The organism is Brevibacterium sp. JSBI002, from assembly GCF_026013965.1.
Taxonomy (GTDB): domain Bacteria; phylum Actinomycetota; class Actinomycetes; order Actinomycetales; family Brevibacteriaceae; genus Brevibacterium.
On sequence record NZ_CP110341.1, the window covers coordinates 2223343 to 2240209 of the forward strand.

The 16867-nt window shown below is 64.5% G+C and carries 18 protein-coding genes; 5 read left to right on the forward strand and 13 right to left on the reverse strand.

Annotation, left to right across the window (positions count from 1 at the left end; genetic code table 11):
- Positions 1 to 64: 64 nt before the first annotated feature.
- From LJ362_RS10155 to LJ362_RS10175, 5 genes are read left to right on the forward strand one after another with little or no spacing between them, the layout of a single operon-like run.
- A complete protein-coding gene (locus tag LJ362_RS10155) occupies positions 65 to 931 on the forward strand; it encodes a branched-chain amino acid ABC transporter permease (protein ID WP_264798935.1) in 867 nt (288 codons plus the stop codon).
- Positions 932 to 936: 5 nt separating this feature from the next.
- Positions 937 to 1977 carry a branched-chain amino acid ABC transporter permease gene (locus LJ362_RS10160; protein WP_264798936.1) on the forward strand — a complete coding sequence of 347 codons (1041 nt, stop codon included), beginning with the start codon at positions 937 to 939 and terminating at the stop codon, positions 1975 to 1977.
- Positions 1974 to 2606, forward strand: a complete 633-nt coding sequence (locus LJ362_RS10165; protein WP_264798937.1) for an ABC transporter ATP-binding protein — start codon at positions 1974 to 1976, stop codon at positions 2604 to 2606. Before LJ362_RS10160 ends, LJ362_RS10165 begins: the two co-directional genes overlap by 4 nt.
- Positions 2607 to 2608: 2 nt before the next feature.
- Positions 2609 to 2746 carry a hypothetical protein gene (locus LJ362_RS10170; protein ID WP_264798938.1) on the forward strand — a complete coding sequence of 46 codons (138 nt, stop codon included), beginning with the start codon at positions 2609 to 2611 and terminating at the stop codon, positions 2744 to 2746.
- Complete coding sequence (locus tag LJ362_RS10175; protein ID WP_264798939.1) at positions 2746 to 3450, forward strand: ABC transporter ATP-binding protein; 705 nt, start codon at positions 2746 to 2748, stop codon at positions 3448 to 3450. The genes LJ362_RS10170 and LJ362_RS10175 overlap by 1 nt, the downstream gene beginning before the upstream one ends.
- A 230-nt stretch (positions 3451 to 3680) precedes the next feature.
- Here the strand turns inward: LJ362_RS10175 and LJ362_RS10180 are convergent, their stop codons facing one another.
- From LJ362_RS10180 to LJ362_RS10240, 13 genes are all read right to left on the reverse strand, one after another.
- On the reverse strand, positions 3681 to 4307 hold the full coding sequence (locus LJ362_RS10180) for an L-threonylcarbamoyladenylate synthase (protein WP_101546252.1): 627 nt from the start codon (positions 4305 to 4307) through the stop codon (positions 3681 to 3683).
- A gap of 80 nt (positions 4308 to 4387) precedes the next feature.
- Positions 4388 to 5698 carry an AI-2E family transporter gene (locus LJ362_RS10185; protein WP_264798941.1) on the reverse strand — a complete coding sequence of 437 codons (1311 nt, stop codon included), beginning with the start codon at positions 5696 to 5698 and terminating at the stop codon, positions 4388 to 4390.
- Positions 5699 to 7210 (reverse strand): ribosome biogenesis GTPase Der, encoded by a 1512-nt coding sequence (gene der / locus LJ362_RS10190; protein WP_264798943.1) that lies wholly within the window; start codon positions 7208 to 7210, stop codon positions 5699 to 5701. It abuts the gene before it with no gap.
- Entirely contained in the window at positions 7207 to 7866 is a 660-nt protein-coding gene (cmk, locus tag LJ362_RS10195; RefSeq protein ID WP_264798945.1) for a (d)CMP kinase, read from the reverse strand. The genes der and cmk overlap by 4 nt, the downstream gene beginning before the upstream one ends.
- A complete protein-coding gene (locus LJ362_RS10200) occupies positions 7863 to 8951 on the reverse strand; it encodes a prephenate dehydrogenase (protein ID WP_264798946.1) in 1089 nt (362 codons plus the stop codon). Before LJ362_RS10200 ends, cmk begins: the two co-directional genes overlap by 4 nt.
- Positions 8948 to 9808 (reverse strand): pseudouridine synthase, encoded by an 861-nt coding sequence (locus LJ362_RS10205; RefSeq protein ID WP_264798948.1) that lies wholly within the window; start codon positions 9806 to 9808, stop codon positions 8948 to 8950. Before LJ362_RS10205 ends, LJ362_RS10200 begins: the two co-directional genes overlap by 4 nt.
- Before the next feature lie 17 nt (positions 9809 to 9825).
- A complete protein-coding gene (gene scpB, locus LJ362_RS10210; RefSeq protein WP_264798950.1) occupies positions 9826 to 10479 on the reverse strand; it encodes an SMC-Scp complex subunit ScpB in 654 nt (217 codons plus the stop codon).
- Complete coding sequence (locus LJ362_RS10215) at positions 10476 to 11264, reverse strand: segregation and condensation protein A (RefSeq protein WP_264798951.1); 789 nt, start codon at positions 11262 to 11264, stop codon at positions 10476 to 10478. Before LJ362_RS10215 ends, scpB begins: the two co-directional genes overlap by 4 nt.
- Positions 11265 to 11365: 101 nt before the next feature.
- Positions 11366 to 12232, reverse strand: a complete 867-nt coding sequence (locus LJ362_RS10220) for a ParA family protein (RefSeq protein ID WP_139908278.1) — start codon at positions 12230 to 12232, stop codon at positions 11366 to 11368.
- A gap of 38 nt (positions 12233 to 12270) precedes the next feature.
- The gene (xerD, locus tag LJ362_RS10225; protein WP_264798953.1) at positions 12271 to 13221 is read right to left on the reverse strand and encodes a site-specific tyrosine recombinase XerD; all 951 of its coding nucleotides are present in this window, start codon (positions 13219 to 13221) and stop codon (positions 12271 to 12273) included.
- A gap of 6 nt (positions 13222 to 13227) precedes the next feature.
- Positions 13228 to 13932 carry an NUDIX domain-containing protein gene (locus tag LJ362_RS10230; protein ID WP_264798954.1) on the reverse strand — a complete coding sequence of 235 codons (705 nt, stop codon included), beginning with the start codon at positions 13930 to 13932 and terminating at the stop codon, positions 13228 to 13230.
- Positions 13933 to 14020: 88 nt separating this feature from the next.
- Positions 14021 to 15700 carry a CTP synthase gene (locus LJ362_RS10235; protein WP_413774252.1) on the reverse strand — a complete coding sequence of 560 codons (1680 nt, stop codon included), beginning with the start codon at positions 15698 to 15700 and terminating at the stop codon, positions 14021 to 14023.
- A gap of 8 nt (positions 15701 to 15708) precedes the next feature.
- The gene (locus LJ362_RS10240) at positions 15709 to 16845 is read right to left on the reverse strand and encodes a group 1 glycosyl transferase (protein WP_264798957.1); all 1137 of its coding nucleotides are present in this window, start codon (positions 16843 to 16845) and stop codon (positions 15709 to 15711) included.
- Positions 16846 to 16867 lie beyond the last annotated feature (22 nt).

Sequence of the window (16867 nt, forward strand, 5' to 3'; positions counted from 1 at the left end):
GAAGGTGAGGCGCATCGATGCGCCTCACCGGGCCGCTCTCATGCCTGCAGAGGACCCGAAAATCATGACCCTCTTCATCCAGCAACTCTTCAATGGCCTTGCACTGGGCGGTGTCTACTGTCTTGCTGCCATCGGTCTGACATTGGTGTTCGGAGTGCTGCGCATTCCCAACCTGGCACACGGTGCGCTGTATATGCTCGGTGCTTACATCACCTATTTCTTCCTCACAACGGTCGGCGTTCCCTATATCGCCGCGATCGGCATCGCGGCGATCATGCTCTTCGTCGTCGGTGTTGGGCTCGAACGCCTCGTATTCCACCCCTTGCGCAACTCCCCGCATACCCACCACATGATCGCGGCCGTCGGTGCGATGTTCTTCTTCCAAGCCCTGGCTCAAGCGATCTGGGGTGCTGACTTCCGACGCATGGACACACCCATCACCGGCGAACTGCGCATCCTCGGTGCCGAGATCTCTGCTCAGCGGATCGTCATCATCGTCACTGCGGTGATCGTCTTGGCGCTGTTGGCGCTGTTCATCAAGCGGTCCATCCACGGCCAGACGATCGAAGCGATCGAACAGGACCGCGTCGGTGCATCGCTGGTCGGCATCAACCCGTCGATGGTATCGATGCTGACGCTGGGGCTGTCCGCCCTGCTGGCCACAATCGCGGCGGGCCTCGTCGCACCGATCAATCTCCTGTCTCCGACGATGGGCGATGCGCTCAACCTCAAAGTGTTCGCCATCATCATCCTCGGTGGTCTGGGTTCGATTCCGGGCGCCATCGTCGGCGGATTCGCACTCGCCATCGCAGAGACGATGACGGCGACCTACATCTCCTCAGCTGTCGGAGAGGCCGTGGCATTCGTCGTTCTCGTCGCTGTGCTGGCCATCAAACCGAACGGACTGTTCACGAAGGCGGTGCAGCGATGAGCTCAATGAAGAATCCTCGGATCATCGGCACCATCGCCGTCATCGTCCTGCTCGGCCTCACACCCCTGGCGTTTGCGCAGGAGAACTACACGATGCGAGTGATCACCGTCGGCATGTGCGCGGCGATCGCTGTCTACGGTCTCAACATCATCCTCGGCTTCACGGGACAGCTGAACCTCGCCCAAGGAGGGTTCTTCGGCATCGGCGCCTACGGAGTCGGGCTGCTCACCACCGATTACGACTGGAGCTTCTGGACCGCATTCGTCGCAACCGTCATCGGAACTGCGGTCATCGGCTACCTCTGCGGGCTGATCGCCCTGCGCACGAAGGATGAGTACTTCGCCATCTTCACCATGGCCATCGGCTTCATCATCTTCCTCGTCATCAGCCGTTGGGAGTCCGTCACTCACGCACATTCCGGCGTCAACAACGTGAAATTCCCCGAAGGCGGAGGACTCATCGATTTCGAATCTCCGGTTGCGATGTTCTACCTGGTCTTCGCCACCCTGCTCGTGTGCATCTACACGACGTACGCGATTCGGCGCTCGAGTGTGGGTCGCACGCTGCTGAGCATCAGGACGAGCGAAGATCTGGCGGATGCGATAGGTGTGCGCGTCGGATTCAGCAAACAGCTCGCATTCGCCGCCTCGGCTGTCCTCGGAGGAATCGGCGGCGGGCTCTACGCAACTGTGGTCGGATTCATCGGCCCCCATGCGGCATCGATCGACAAGACCTTCGAATTCCTTATGTTCATCCTCGTCGGAGGCATGGGCACTGTCGCAGGTCCGCTGCTTGGAACCATGATCGTGACATTCCTGTTCGAACTCTTCCAGGACTTCCAGGCCTATCGATTCATCGTGCTGGGACCCATCATCGTCGCCCTCGTGATCTTCGCACCGCGGGGAATCGTCGGATACCTCGGCGGATTCGTCGACAAACGCAATCGACGACGAAGGAGTGCAGAGGCCCGCGGTTCAGAACACAACGAGTCCTCACGATCGGATTCAGCCGCCTCAGTCGGCACCAACTCCGAGGAGGAGAAATGACGCTGCTCGAAATTCGCGGTCTCGGTAAGCGCTTCGGCGGGCTCGATGCGGTCAAGGACGTCAGTCTGGACGTCGAGGCAGGTCAGATCACCGCAGTCATCGGTCCCAATGGAGCAGGCAAATCAACGCTGTTCAACCTTGTCCATGGTTTCTATCGGCCCACAGCCGGGACCATCAGCTTCAAAGGCGAGGACATCACTCATTCGTCTCCACACCGGACTGTAGCCGGCGGCATTGCCCGCACATTCCAGACAACGAACCTGTTCGATGACAGCACTCTGTTGGAAAACGTCTTGGCTGGTCGAATCGTCCGTTCGAAATCCAACGTCTTCGACGCGGTCTTCCACACGCCTCGGCACCGTCGTGAATCACGCATCAACGAAGGCAAGGCGATGGAATCTCTTGAGTTCTGCGGCGTCGCGGAATATCGGCACGATCTCGCGTCCAATGTTCCGCAGGAGGTGCAGAAGCGCACCGCAGTGGCCATGGCGCTGGCCACGGAGCCCGAGCTGCTGCTGCTCGACGAACCGCCGGCGGCATCCCCGAAGAGGAGACTGTCGATTTCGGCGACCTCATTCGGTCGTTGCCACAGCGAGGCGTCTCCGTCCTCCTCGTCGAACACAAGATGACGATGATCATGGATCTCGCGGACACGATCCTCGTCCTCGACCACGGGCAGAAGCTGGCCCTCGGCGCACCTGCGGAGATCCAATCGAATCCGGATGTCATCCGCGCCTATCTCGGTTCGACTGCACAGGAGGAGAACTGATGCTCACTCTCGACAATGTCAGCACCGGGTACGATGCCACCGATGTGCTCCATGGGGTGAGCATCACGGCGAATCCAGGAGAGCTCACCGTGGTCCTCGGTGCGAACGGATCCGGCAAGACGACTCTCTTCAAGACCATCAGCGGACTCATGCGTGTTCGTGCCGGGTCGATCGCCTATGAGGGCCGTCAGCTTCATCGAGCTCGCCCGAATGCCATCGTCAAGGCCGGTATCGCGCACTGCCCCGAAGGTCGCCACCTGTTCGGCAAGATGTCGGTGGAGAAGAATCTGCGTCTGGGGTCTTATCCTCACCGGAACAAGTCGCGAACCGAAGAGATCTACGCTGACGTCCTCGATATGTTTCCTATCCTCAAGGAGAAGGCGAAGCAGCCGGCAGGCTCCCTGTCCGGCGGACAGCAGCAGATGGTCGCAATCGGCCGGGCATTGATGTCGGATCCGAGCCTGCTGATCCTGGATGAGCCGTCGATGGGCCTGGCTCCCATCGTCGTCGAGCAGGTCCTTGAGTCAGTCGCTCAGATCAATCGAAACGGCATCGGCGTCCTGCTCAGCGAGCAGAACGCGAAGGCATCACTGGCGATCGCCCACAGAGGATACGTCCTTGCGGAGGGGCGGATCGTCCTCGCTGATGATGCTTCCCGGCTGCTCGACAACCCCGAAGTGCAGGCCGCCTACCTCGGTCTCTGACAAGTGAACGCCACCCATTCCTTCAGGGAGGCAGCGCAGAACAAGAATCTCGCCGAGGCGGCTTGGCCACCTCGGCGAGATTTCGTTGAGTTATTCTGCCAGATCGTTGAGACCCTCGGTCACGCTCGTTCAGTGCGGCGGGTTCATCAAGACCGACTTCCATTCCGTCTGACTCATCACGGTCAGAATTCAGCCAGCCGGACACATCATTGGAGACGTTGCCCGCTGTCTCACTCGTCTTGGAACCGGGAGACGTCCCCGGCTCCGACGCGAGCCACCTCGGGATACCGTCCGGTGAAGTCGATGACCGAGGTCGGCACGACTCCGGGGACACCGGACTCGATGACGATGTCGAGGTCATTGCCGAGCTGGTCCATGACATCCTCGGCGTGGGTCAGCGGATCCTCATCGCCGGGCAGCAGCAGCGTCGAGGACAGGATCGGCTCCCCCATCGCCTCGACGAGGGCGAGTGCCGTGACATTCTGCGGAATCCGAGCGCCGACGGAATGCTTCTTCGGGTGCATCATCCGGCGCGGAACCTCCTTCGTCGCCTTCATGATGAACGTGTACGGCCCCGGCGTCATCGATTTGATGGCGCGGAAATCGGAATTGTCGACGATGACGAACTGACCCAGCTGAGCGAAGTCATGGCACATCAGCGTGAAGTGGTGCTTCGAACCGAGGTGCCGGATGCGGGTGATCCGCTCGATGCCTTCCTTGTTGTCCAAAGCGCAGCCGAGGGCATAACAGGAATCCGTGGGATAGGCGATCAGGCCACCGTTCCTGAGTGATTCAGCGGCCTTCTCGATCAGTCGGTCCTGCGGGTTCTCCGGATGGATATTCAGTAGTGTCGCCATACTTCATGCTAACCACTCAGCCGTCACAGTGCGAGGGGTTGACAGGCAGCCGACTCATCAGCCCGAACCCGCGGGACACGTCAGGCCGAGGTCACCGGTTTCTTCAGGCCTTTGACCAGCTCGGCTCGACCAGTGCGCGGATCGGAGGCGAGCAGGATATTGACCCACCTGGCCCTCGGATCCGCGTCGACCAGCAGAGCCTTGATCAGCAGGGTCGCCGGCAGCGCCAGCAGAGCGCCGAGCCAACCGAGGACCCACACCCAGAACAGCAGAGACAGGAACGAGATCAGCGGAGTCACACCCACCGACTCACCCGTGAACTTCGGTTGGATGATCGACTGAATGACGAAGTTGAGCACGCTGTAGGCAATGACCACCCACAGTGCCGACTGCCATCCGCTGTCGACCAGGGCCAGCACAGCGGGCGGGAGAAGACCGATGACGAAGCCGATGTTCGGGATGTAGTTCGTCAGGAATGCAAGCACTCCCCACACCCAGATGAGCGGGACGTCGATGATCGCCAAGGCGATGACGTCGAGGAATGCGACGATGAGACCGAACACCGTGGCCACCACCCAGTATCGGCGCACGCCGACCGCGAAGTCGCCGATCGACGCGGACAGCGAAGGCTTCACATCAAGCAGCATCACCATCCGCTTATCGATGCCCATCGAGTCCATCGCCACGAAGAACACCGCCATGATCACCGTGGTCAGCAGGCCCGCAACCGATGACAGATTCGTCAGCAGCGGGTAGACGGCGTCGAGGACGGAACGGACGTCGAAGCCCGAGAGCTGCTGCTGGATCACCGAGGAGGTCACCCCGATGTCAGACAGCAGCGCCAAGGTGCTCTGGTAGGTGGCCACGAGCTCGTTGCTGTAGCTGGGGATGAGGATGACGAGCTCGGCAACCGACCATGCAGTGAGTCCGAAGAACGCGAAGATCATACACAGCACGAGCACGACCGAGATACACGCCCCGATCGCCCGCGGCACCTTGATCCTAGTGAGCAGCCGCTGCACCGGGTAGACGACGATATAGAAGTTGAGCGCGAGGAACACCGGAGCCACGATGTCCTGGAGGCCGCGGAAGAACATCAGCGCGTACGCCAGCCCTGCCAGCGTCACCGCGATCATCAGCGCTCGCGCCGGCGGCCGCGCGTGCCAGGGCCGTGCCTCGCGTGCTGCGCCGGAGGCGGCGTATCCGACCTTCCCCGACGCAGAGTCAGCGTGTGCAGACTCCGAGTCCGCCACAGGGCCCGTGGGCCCGGACGACGAACCGGCTACCGGTGTTGAGGACGGCGCAGGCTCGGCTGGGCGCGCGGCATCGCCGGCTGATCCGGCCGCACCGTCAGCGGCGCCCGACGCCTTCGCCTGCTCGTCCTCGTTCATTCAGCGTCCCCGACGCTTCTCACGGATGCGCATCGACACCTCGATGGGAGTGCCCTTGAATCCGAAGGTCTCGCGCAGTCGGCGGATGATGAACCGGCGGTAACCGGGATCGAGGAAGCCTGTGGTGAAGAGCACGAACTTCGGCGGACGCGACTGCGCCTGAGTGCCGAAGAGAATGCGCGGCTGCTTACCTCCGCGCACCGGGTGCGGGTTGGCCGCGACGAGCTCACCGAGGAATGCGTTGAGTCGTCCCGTCGGAATGCGAGTGTCCCAGCCTTCGAGAGCGGTCTCCATCGCCGGCACGAGCTTCTCCGCATGACGTCCGGTCTTCGCCGAGATGTTCACGCGCGGTGCCCATGCCACATGGCCGAGATCCCGTTCGATCTCCCGCTCCAGATAGAAACGACGTTCGTCATCGAGCAGATCCCACTTGTTGAACGCCAGCACCACGGCACGTCCCGCCTCGACGGCGGTCGTGACGATGCGGACGTCCTGCTCGCTCAGCGGATCCTGGACCTCCATGAGGACGAGAGCCACCTCGGCGCGTTCGAGCGCGGTCTGCGTGCGCAGCGCAGCATAGAAGTCGGCACCGCTGGCCTGATGGGCACGACGGCGGATACCGGCAGTGTCGACGAAGCGCCACTGCTTCCCGCCGAGCTCGATGAGTTCGTCGACGGGGTCACGAGTGGTTCCGGCGACATTGTCGACGAGCACCCGGTCGGTACCGATGAGCTGGTTGAGCAGGGAGGACTTGCCGACGTTCGGGCGACCGACGAGGGCCACACGACGCGGTCCGCCTTCTTCGACACGGGTGTCGACGGCCGAGACCTCGGGCAGGATCGTGAGCACTTCGTCGAGCAGGTCGGCGACTCCCCGACCGTGCAGCGCCGAGACGGTCCATGGCTGGCCGAGGCCCAAGCCCCAGAGTTCGGCGGCCATGAGCTCGCCGCGCTCGTCGTCGACCTTGTTCGCAGCGAGGAGCACCGGCTTCTTCTTCCGGCGCAGCATCTTCACGACCATCTCATCGGTCGAAGTCGGGCCGGTCGTGGCATCGACGACGAGGAGCACGGCATCGGCCATGTCCACGGCGACCTCGGACTGGATCGCGATCCGCGAGGCCATGCCCTTCGAGTCCTGGTCCCAACCGCCGGTGTCGACGAGGGTGAATTCCTTCGTGTTCCACTCCGCCCGGTAGCTCACGCGGTCACGGGTGACTCCCGGAACGTCCTCGACGACGGCTTCACGGCGGCCGAGGATGCGGTTGACCAGCGTCGACTTGCCGACGTTGGGGCGACCGACGACGGCCAGCACCGGGGCGGCGCCGAGGGCCTCGTCTTCGTCGTCGTCGAAGCCGTAGGCATGCAGCAGCGCACGGTCCTCGTCTTCGAGCTCATAGCTTTCGAGCCCGGCCTCGAGCGCGGTCGCCCGCTGCTCGGCCTCCTCGTCGCTGATGCTCTCGACACGGTCGACGAGGTCGTCGTCGGGTGTCTCATGGAATTCGGATTCGCTCATTGTGAGTCCTTCACCAGTTGCAGCACCGTCTCGACCACCTGGTCGAAGTCGATGTCGCTGGTATCGAGTGTGTACACTCCGTCGGCGGCCTCTAAGAAGCTCGTCGTGGCGGAGTCCTTGGCGTCACGGCCCGTGACGAGGTCTTGGGTGGCGGCGATCGCCTCGGCGTCGGCATTGCCGTGCACTTCCTTCGCCCGGCGGGCCACGCGGACCTCGTCGCGGGCGGTCATGAGGATCCGCACGTCGGCGTCGGGGGCCACCACGGTGGTGATATCCCGGCCCTCGACGACGATGCCCTCGGGTGCGGCGGCGATATAGGCCCGCTGCATGTCGATGAGCTCCTCGCGGGCGTCGATGACGCCGGAGACCGTCTGCACGTTCGCCGACACGTCCTCACCCCGGATGTCCTCGGTGACGTCGATGTCGTCGACGGAGACGAAGAATTCGTCGGGGCTGAGCGAGATCTCCAGATCCGCCCCGCGCACCTGCTCGAGCACGTCGACGGGGTCGGTGACTCCGCGATTGAGGCACAGCCACGCCATCGCCCGGTACATCGCACCGGTGTCCAGGTACTGGTAGCCCAGCCGACGCGCCACCTCCTTGGCGGTGCTCGACTTGCCCACTCCGGACGGTCCGTCAATGGCTACGACGCTCATGCAGTTCCTTCTTTCTCGATGGCGGATTCGGGGATCTGCCATCCCTTCGACAGCAATCCGATCTCCAGCTCCTGCTGGATGGCCGGGACCACGGACACGTCGACCATGCCCAGCTTCCGACCGGAGGCGTGATCCATCCGGAAGTCCTCGACATTGACGCCGAGGTCGCCGATGTCCTTGAACAGCCGGGCCAGCATTCCGGGCGTATCCGGAACCAGGATCGTGACAACAGCATAGGTGGTCGGCGGCTGCCCGTGCTTGCCGGGAATCCGGTCGTGTCCCTCGTTGCCCAAAGCGATCGCCTTGGCGAGCAGCCCCGTCGACCCGGGTCCGAGTTCGAGTGCGCCGATGACCTCGTCGAGCTCGGTGCGCAGATCGACGAGGACCGAGCGGACCTCTTCGGCGTTCCCGGTCAGGATCTGCGTCCACAGACCCGGGTCCGAGGCGGCGATGCGGGTGACATCGCGCAGTCCCTGCCCTGCCAGCGAGATCTCCTCCAGAGGTGCGTGCCGCAGCTGGGAGGCGACCAGGGAGGACACGATCTGCGGCACATGCGAGACCTTGGCAACCGCGGCATCGTGGATGCGCGGATCCAGGTGGAGCACCGAGGCGCCCGTGTCCTCGGCCATGGCGATGACCTCGCCGAGGCGGTCGGCCGGGGTTTCCTCATCCGAGCAGATCACCCAGGGCCGGGCCGTGAACAGGTCCGACTGGGCGGCGATCGCCCCGGACTTCTCGCGTCCGGCCATGGGATGGCATCCGATATAGCGATCAAGCTGAGGTCCGGTGACCAATTCGCGCACCGCCTCGAGGAGGCGGGTCTTGACGCTGGCGACGTCGGTGACCGTGGCGTTCGGGTAGTCCTCGAGCGCCGAGGCGATGACCCGTGCGGCGACGTCGGGCGGAGTGGCCACGACGACGATGTCCGGGTGTTCGGGTGAACTGACCTGACCGGCACCGAGATCCGCGGCGAGCTGCTGTGCGGTCGGTGAGGTGTCTTCGAGGGTCACCTGATGGCCCTTCGCGCTCAGCGCCAGCCCCAGGCTGGCACCGAGCAGGCCGGTGCCGATGATGTGGACTCTCACAGACCGACGGCCTCGAACAGTGCGCCGACCTCATCGGAGCGCAGCGGGCGGATCTTGCCCTGCTTCTGCTCGTCGAGGACGATCGGTCCGAACTTCAGCCGCACGAGGCGCTCCACCGGGTGGCCGATCTCGGCGAGCAGGCGGCGTACGACGCGGTTGCGGCCGGAATGGAGGGTGAGTTCGACGACGGACTTGCCCGGGGTCGAATCGACGAGCTTGAAGTCGTCGACCTTGACGAAGCCGTCTTCGAGGTCGATTCCCGCCTTGAGGATGGCACCGGCGTCCTTCGCCAGCTGCCCCTTGACCTTTGCGAGGTAGGTCTTCGGGATCTCGTAGCGCGGATGGGCCAGGCGGTTGCTCAGCTCCCCGTCGTTGGTGAGCAGGATGATGCCCTCGGTCTCGGTGTCGAGACGGCCGACGTGGAAGAGGCGCTCGGTGTTGCTGCGCACATAGTCGGCCAGGCAGGGGCGACCCTCGGGGTCGCTCATGGTCGACACGACTCCCGCGGGCTTGTTGAGCACGAGGTAGACCTTCTTGGTCTGTGTCGAAATTCTCACTGTGTCCACGTACACAGATTGTGTTTCGGGGTCGATACGGGTGCCCAGTTCGGTGACGATGGACCCGTCGACCTCGACACGGCCGTCGGCGATGAGCTGCTCACAGGCACGGCGCGATCCCAGACCCGCCTCGGCGAGCACCTTCTGCAGCCGCACACCCCCACTGACGTGGGCGTCTGATTTCTGACCGGCTCCCGAACCGCCCTTGTTGGAGGCCTGATTCGCCGTCGCTGCGCGCTGTTTTCGGCTGGGTCGGTTCTGGCGCCCGCCGGGGGCGCGGTGATCACGGTAGGGACTCATACTTCCATTCTCTCAAATCAATCAGCGACTCGTGACATCTCGGCGGCCGAATCGGAATCGTCGTCGAGATCGTCGTCGAGGGCGCCGTCGATTTCGGCGAGCACTTCGGTGTCCTGCGAGCCGAGTTCGGCGACGTCGGCGTCTTCGGGCAGGTAGGGGGCGATATCGGGCAGATCGTCGATCGCGTTCATGCCCATCGTGTCGAGGAACTGCGGCGTGGTGGCATAGAGCAGCGCCGAGGTGGACGCCTCCTTGCCGGCTTCGACGATGAGTCCGCGCAGCAGCAGGGTGCGGATGACGCCGTCGACGCTGACTCCGCGGATGGCTGCGATGCGGGGCCGGGAGATCGGCTGCCGGTAGGCGATGACTGCCAGAGTCTCGAGCGCGGCTTGGGAGAGCTTCGCACTCTGCCCGGCGGTGAGGAAGTCCTTGACGACTTCGTGGTAGTCGCCGCGGGAGAAGATGCGGAAGCCGCCGGCGACATGGCGGATCTCGAATCCGCGCTGCCGGTGGTGCTCGTCTCCGTCATAGTCGGCTTTCAGCGTCTGGATGGCTTCCAGCACGGTGTCCTCATCGAGGCCGAGGGAACCGGCGAGGTCGGCGGCGGACACGGCCGAATCGGTGATCATGAGTACGGCTTCGATACCGGCGAGGATCTCATCGTCGATCATGTTTGTTCCCCTTCTGCTTCGTCTCCGCTCCAGTCGCCCTCGGTGCGCAGGTCGACTCCGTCTTCGTTCATCTCGGTGCGGTGGATGAGCAGCCGTCCCAGAGGTTCGGGCTGGTCGAAGTCGCAGAGGCCGACCTTGAACAGTTCGAGCAGAGCGAGGAACCTCGCCACGACGACCAGGGTGTTCTCGGCTGTTTCGAGCAGATCCTGGAAGTCGACGTCTCCGGCGCGCAGCAGGGACAGGATGTGCCCGCGCTGCTCGGACACGCTCACGAGCGGCAGGTGGATATGGTCGACGGCCACGCTCGGCGGGGTGTGGTCGCGTTGGAGCACGGTGGCGAAGATGCCGGCTAGCTCACCGGGACCGATGTTCAGCTCCAGCGGCGGCAGCACATCTTGGAACTCCGGTTCGAGGTCGACATCGCGTGGGGCCCGGATCGACCCGGCGGCCATTGCTTCGGCGAGATACCCGGACACGGACTTGTAGGCCTTGTACTGCAGCAGCCGGGCGAAGAGGAGATCGCGGGCCTCGAGCAGCTCGAGGTCGAGGACCTCTTCACCGTCTTCGTGCGGCAGCAGTCGCGCGGTCTTGAGGTCGAGCAGGGTCGCGGCGACGAGGAGGAACTGGGAGATCTCGGCGAGGTTCGCCTGATCCTTCAGCTCTGTGGTGTAGGCAATGAATTCATCGGTCACCTCGGCCAGCGCGATCTCCGTGACGTCGAGGCGGCGCTTCGAGATCAGTCCGAGCAACAGGTCGAAAGGACCGGTGAAGTTGTCCAACCGCACCTGGAAACCCTGCGCTGAGTCATTCTCGGAGGCCGTGTCATCGCCGGAAACGGCCTCGGTCGGATCAGACGCCGCTTCCTCCAAGTCTGTTACGGAGTCGCTCAGGGTGCGCCTCCGCGGGCGATGAGCTCCCGGGCGAGTCGGCGGTAGGCTTCGGAGCCGGCGTGCTTCGGGGCGAAGCTCGTGATCGGTTCGGCGGCCACCGAGGCGTCGGGGAACTTCACGGTGCGGTTGATGACGGTCTCGAAGACCTTGTCGCCGAAGGCTTCGGTGACTCGCGACATGACTTCCTTCGAATGCAGGGTCCGCGAGTCGAACATCGTGGCGAGGATTCCGTCGACCTCGAGCGAGGGGTTGAGCCGGTCCTGGACCTTCTCGATGGTCTCGACGAGCAGGGCGACGCCGCGCAGGGCGAAGAACTCGGTCTCGAGCGGGATGACGACACCATGGGCGGCGGTCAGAGCGTTGACGGTGAGCAGTCCCAGCGAGGGCTGGCAGTCGATGAGGATGACATCGTATTCGTCGGCGACCTTCGACAGGGCACGGGCGAGCACCTGCTCGCGGGCGACCTCGCCGACGAGCTGGACTTCGGCGGCGGAGAGGTCGATATTGGCCGGCAGGATGTCGATGTTGTCGAATTCCGTTTCGACGATGACCTCGTGCGGGTCCAGTCGCGGGTTCATCAGCAGGTTGTAGATGCTGATGTCGAGCTCATAGGGGTTGAGTCCCAGCCCGACGGACAGTGCGCCCTGCGGGTCGAAGTCGACGAGCAGCATCTTGCGGCCGTAGGCGGCCAGAGCCGCACCGAGGTTGATCGACGAGGTCGTCTTGCCGACCCCGCCCTTCTGGTTGACCATCGCGATGATGCGGGCGGGTCCGTGTGAAGCCAGGGGTGCCGGCTCCGGGAAGTCCTGGGGCTCGTCTGCGGTCCGCTGCTGGGGGATCTCCAACGCCTCTTGCGTATTCATCTCTCGGATGGCCACCTTTCGTTGCTCTACGTCCAACCCTACCGCGCTCGGGGGTGCGAGGTCGCGTACACTTCCCGCAGTGTCTCCTCGGAGACTTTCGTATAGATCTGCGTCGTCGTCACCGAGGCATGGCCGAGCAGCTCCTGGACGACGCGGATGTCCGCACCGCCTTCGAGCAGATGCGTGGCGAACGAGTGTCGGAACGTATGTGGAGACACCTCGGCGTCGATCTTCGCGGCCTCTCCTGCATCCTTGACGATCTGCCATGCCGAGACTCGGGAGAGCCGGGTTCCGCGTGCGTTGAGGAACAGCGCCCCGGCCGCAGCCGAGGATCTCGCCTTCGCCGCCATCGACGGGCGCACCCGTGACACCCACGCTCCCAGGGCTCGGGCGGCGTGGGATCCGAAGGGCACGATCCTCTCCTTCCCGCCCTTGCCGTAGAGCCGGACGAGTCCGGAGTCGAGGTCGACATCGTCGAGATCGACTCCCACGGCCTCGGAGATGCGGGCTCCCGTGGCGTAGAGGAGTTCGAGCAGGGCCGCGGCTCGGATCTGCACGGGTTCCTCGCCGTCGGTGGTGGCGATCATCGATTCGATCTCGTCGAGGGCCAGTGCTTTGGGCAGCCGCAGCCCTTCCTGCGGTGGGCTGACCTCGGAGGCCGGGTCCGTGGGCGCGAGGTTCTCCCCCAGCGCGAACGTGTGGAATCGTCGCACCGCGACGAGCGCGCGTGCCCGACTCCGCGGTGCCAGCCCAGAATCGAGCAGGTGCAGCGCAAAGCTCTCCACCTTCTGCCGATCGATCTCGCCGAGGCGGCTCACCCCGTCCTCGGTCAGCCAGGTTCCGTATCGGGCGAGGTCACGAGCATAGGCGTCGATCGAGTTCATCGACAGTCCGCGTTCGAACCGCAGGGAGGCGAGATAGGACTCGAAGGCGCGCCGCAGGTCCTCAGGGCTGTCCTCCGGCAGAAGTTCGGCACCGTGCCGAGCCACAGGTTCTCAGTCCTCGCTCGAATCGGTCGTCTCGACCTGTGCGCCACGGCCGAATTCGGGGCGGCCGTCGACGAGCCGTCTCGGCGCATCGACGGGACGGAACTCCACCGGTGCTCCCGACGCTTCGGCGCGCAGCACCCGGTCGACCTGGAAGATCGCGAGCTGGGCGATCGCGTTGGTGATCCGTCCATCGGCCACGGCGTCAAGTGCGTCGTCGATGCCGACCCAGGCGTAGCGGAATCCTGCCTCTTCTTCGCCGCGTTCGTGACGGTCGGCTTCGGGAACAGAGGCCAGCCCGCGGGCCAGGTAGAGACGCATCGTCTCCGAGCTGCCGCCCGGTGTCAGACAGGAGTCGCTGAGGACGTCCCAACGATCGGCCGTGAGGTCGGCCTCCTCGACGAGTTCTCGCTTCGCCGCCTCGAGCGGGTCCTCTCCGGGGACGTCGAGCAGACCGGCCGGGACCTCCCACAGCCTGGCCCGGACGGGATGCCGGTACTGCTGCGCCAGGAGGATCCGCTGCTGATCATCGACGACGGCGACGCCGACGGCACCGGTGTGCGCCATGAGATCGCGGACGAGCCCGGACGCCTCGGGCAGGTCGAAGGTCTCCCTGCGGATGTCCCACACCGCGCCTTCGTAGACGACCTCGGAGTGGGTGATCGGCGGGATCACGGGATCGTCCTGCAGGATCTCATCGTGCTGAGTGCTCATCGGCTGCCTCCCGAAACTCGACGGTGGTGGAACGGCGAATGCCGCCGGCGCTCTGGCCGACGGCATTCGCTGTGAAGATGGACAACGGTCACTGACGCTCGAGCGCGGCGGCGACCAGACCCGCGAACAGCGGATGCGGTGAGGTCGGACGCGACTTCAGCTCGGGGTGCGCCTGAGTGGAGACGTAGAACGGGTGCGTCTCGTGCGGAAGCTCGACGAATTCGACGAGCTCACCGTTCGGTGAGGTTCCGGAGAACTCGAGCCCCGCCTCGGCGAGCTGATCCCGGTAGGTGTTGTTGACCTCGTAGCGGTGACGGTGACGCTCACTGATCGTCGTGTCGCCGTACACGCCGGCCACGACGCTGCCTTCGGTGAGCTTGGCCTCGTAGGTGCCCAGGCGCATGGTGCCGCCCAGGTCGCCTTCGCCCTCGACGATCGAAAGCTGCTCGGCCATGGTCGCGATGACCGGAACCGTGGTCTCGGGGTCGAATTCGGACGACGAAGCCGCCTCGATGCCGGCGACGTTGCGTGCGTACTCGATGACCATGCACTGCAGACCCAGGCACAGGCCGAGGGTCGGAATGCCGTTGGTGCGGGTGTATTCGAGTGCGCCGAGCTTGCCTTCGATGCCGCGGATGCCGAAGCCGCCGGGCACGCAGATCGCGTCGAGTCCGGACAGTGCCGACGCGGCGCCGGCTTCGGTGGAGCAGTCATCGGACTGGATCCACTTGATCTTGACCTTCGCGTCGTTGGCGAAGCCGCCGTGGCGCAGTGCCTCGGTGACGGAGAGGTAGGCGTCGGGCAGGTCGATGTACTTGCCGACGATGCCGATGGTGACTTCCCGGGACGGGTTGTGCACGCGTTCGAGTACCCAGTCCCACTTCGTCCAGTCGACGTCACGGAAGGGCAGGTTGAGGTTGCGGATGACGAACACGTCGAGGCCGCCGTCGTGGAGGACCTTCGGGATGTCGTAGATGCTCGGGGCGTCGACGCAGGACACGACGGCTTCGGTCTCGACGTCGCAGGCACCGGCGATCTTCGCGCGGATCGAATCCGGCAGCTCACGGTCGGAGCGCAGCACGATCGCATCGGGCTGGATGCCGATGGAGCGCAGGGTGGCCACCGAGTGCTGGGTCGGCTTCGTCTTCAGCTCTCCGGAGGGCCCGAGGTAGGGCACGAGGGAGACGTGGATGAAGAACACGTTGTCCCGGCCGATGTCGTGACGGACCTGGCGGGCCGCCTCGAGGAAGGGCTGGGATTCGATATCGCCGACGGTGCCGCCGATCTCGGTGATGATGACATCGGGGCGGTCCGCCTCGGGGCGTTCGGCCTGGGCACGCATGCGCGCCTTGATCTCATCGGTGATGTGGGGGATGACCTGGACGGTGTCGCCGAGGTACGCACCGCGGCGTTCCTTCGCGATCACCGAGGAGTAGATCTGTCCGGTGGTCACATTCGCGGCGCCGTCGAGGTCGTTGTCGAGGAAGCGCTCGTAGTGGCCGATGTCGAGGTCGGTCTCGGCGCCATCCTCGGTGACGAAGACTTCACCGTGCTGGAAGGGGTTCATCGTGCCGGGATCCACGTTGAGGTAGGGATCCAGCTTCTGCATGGCCACGGTGAGGCCGCGCTGAGTGAGCAGATGGCCGAGGCTCGATGCCGTCAGACCCTTGCCCAACGAGGAGGCGACGCCTCCCGTGACGAAGATGTGCTTTGCCGTATGTGTGCCGCCTGGGCCAGTTCGATTCACCACGGGATTTGATTCTATCAAAGTCCGGCTCACGAATCCGAGACGGCGTCGACCTCGGCGTACAGATCGAGCAGCGTCTCGGAGATCGCCGCACCATTGCTCACGTCGATGACCCGCTTCTTTGCTGCCACAGCGGAGGTTCCGCGTCCGGCCGGGTCGTCGAGAAGATGATTGATCTCACGCAGCAGCGCCTCCGTGTCGTCGGCGGGAACGGCCTTCGCGGCCTCTCCCCAGATGCCGGCGCGGCGTTCGCTGCCGATGAAGACCGCGGGCTTCGACAGCTGCATGAGGTCTTCGTGGGACAGTCCCGTCATCGTCTCGCTGGCGATGACGACATCCGAGGCGGCCGCGACATCGACGAGGTCTCCGGCGGGTGCCACGAGGACGCCGCGGTCGGCGAATTCGCGGGAGATCGTCGAACGGTCCTTGCCGGTGCCGGTGAGGACGAAGACGACCTTGCGGTCACGGCGACGCTGGTTGATCTGGTCGGCGGCGTCGAGGACCGTCGCCAGGGCGGTGTGGTCACGCAGCGCGATGGGGCTGGCGACCATCCAGGTGCCTTCGGACAGGCCGAGTTCGCGACGGACCTCGGCGCGCGGGGTGCGCACTGTGAGGTCGACGTCGATGTCCGGGTGAACGAGTTCGGCGCGTTCGACGACCGGGACGCGGCCGCCGTAGTAGTCGACGACGGGTTCGGTCGTGCCGAGCACCGCGGTGGCCGTGCGACCGACGATCTCGGCTCCGGTCTTCTCGATGACGTTCGCGGAGTCGAAGGATTCGATGGTGGCGACGACCTTCGGGTGCAGGCGGGCGGGCAGACCGGTGAAGGCCAGTCCCGCGAGCGTCGCCGCATGCAGTCCGTGCGCGTGGACGATGTCCACGTGCTGGTAGTACTTGTGAAGAGTGAAGGCGGTGTTGGGGTCGGCCATCGAGAAGCGTCTGCGTGCTGCGAGTTCGATCTCGCGGAATTCGCCGGCCAGTTCCTCAGGGACTCCGAAGGTGCCCAGCAGTGACCGGTGCGCGGCGACGGCGACCTTGAAACCGGCCCGGAGGTGACCGAGCACGGCGAGCTTCGCCACTTCGACGACGGGACCGGTGGTATCGGCGAGCACGTGCAGAATCCTCGTGTCTGCGCTCAGTGGGTTGACCTCGCCGGATTCGCTCATTTCCTCATCCTCTTCTTTCGTT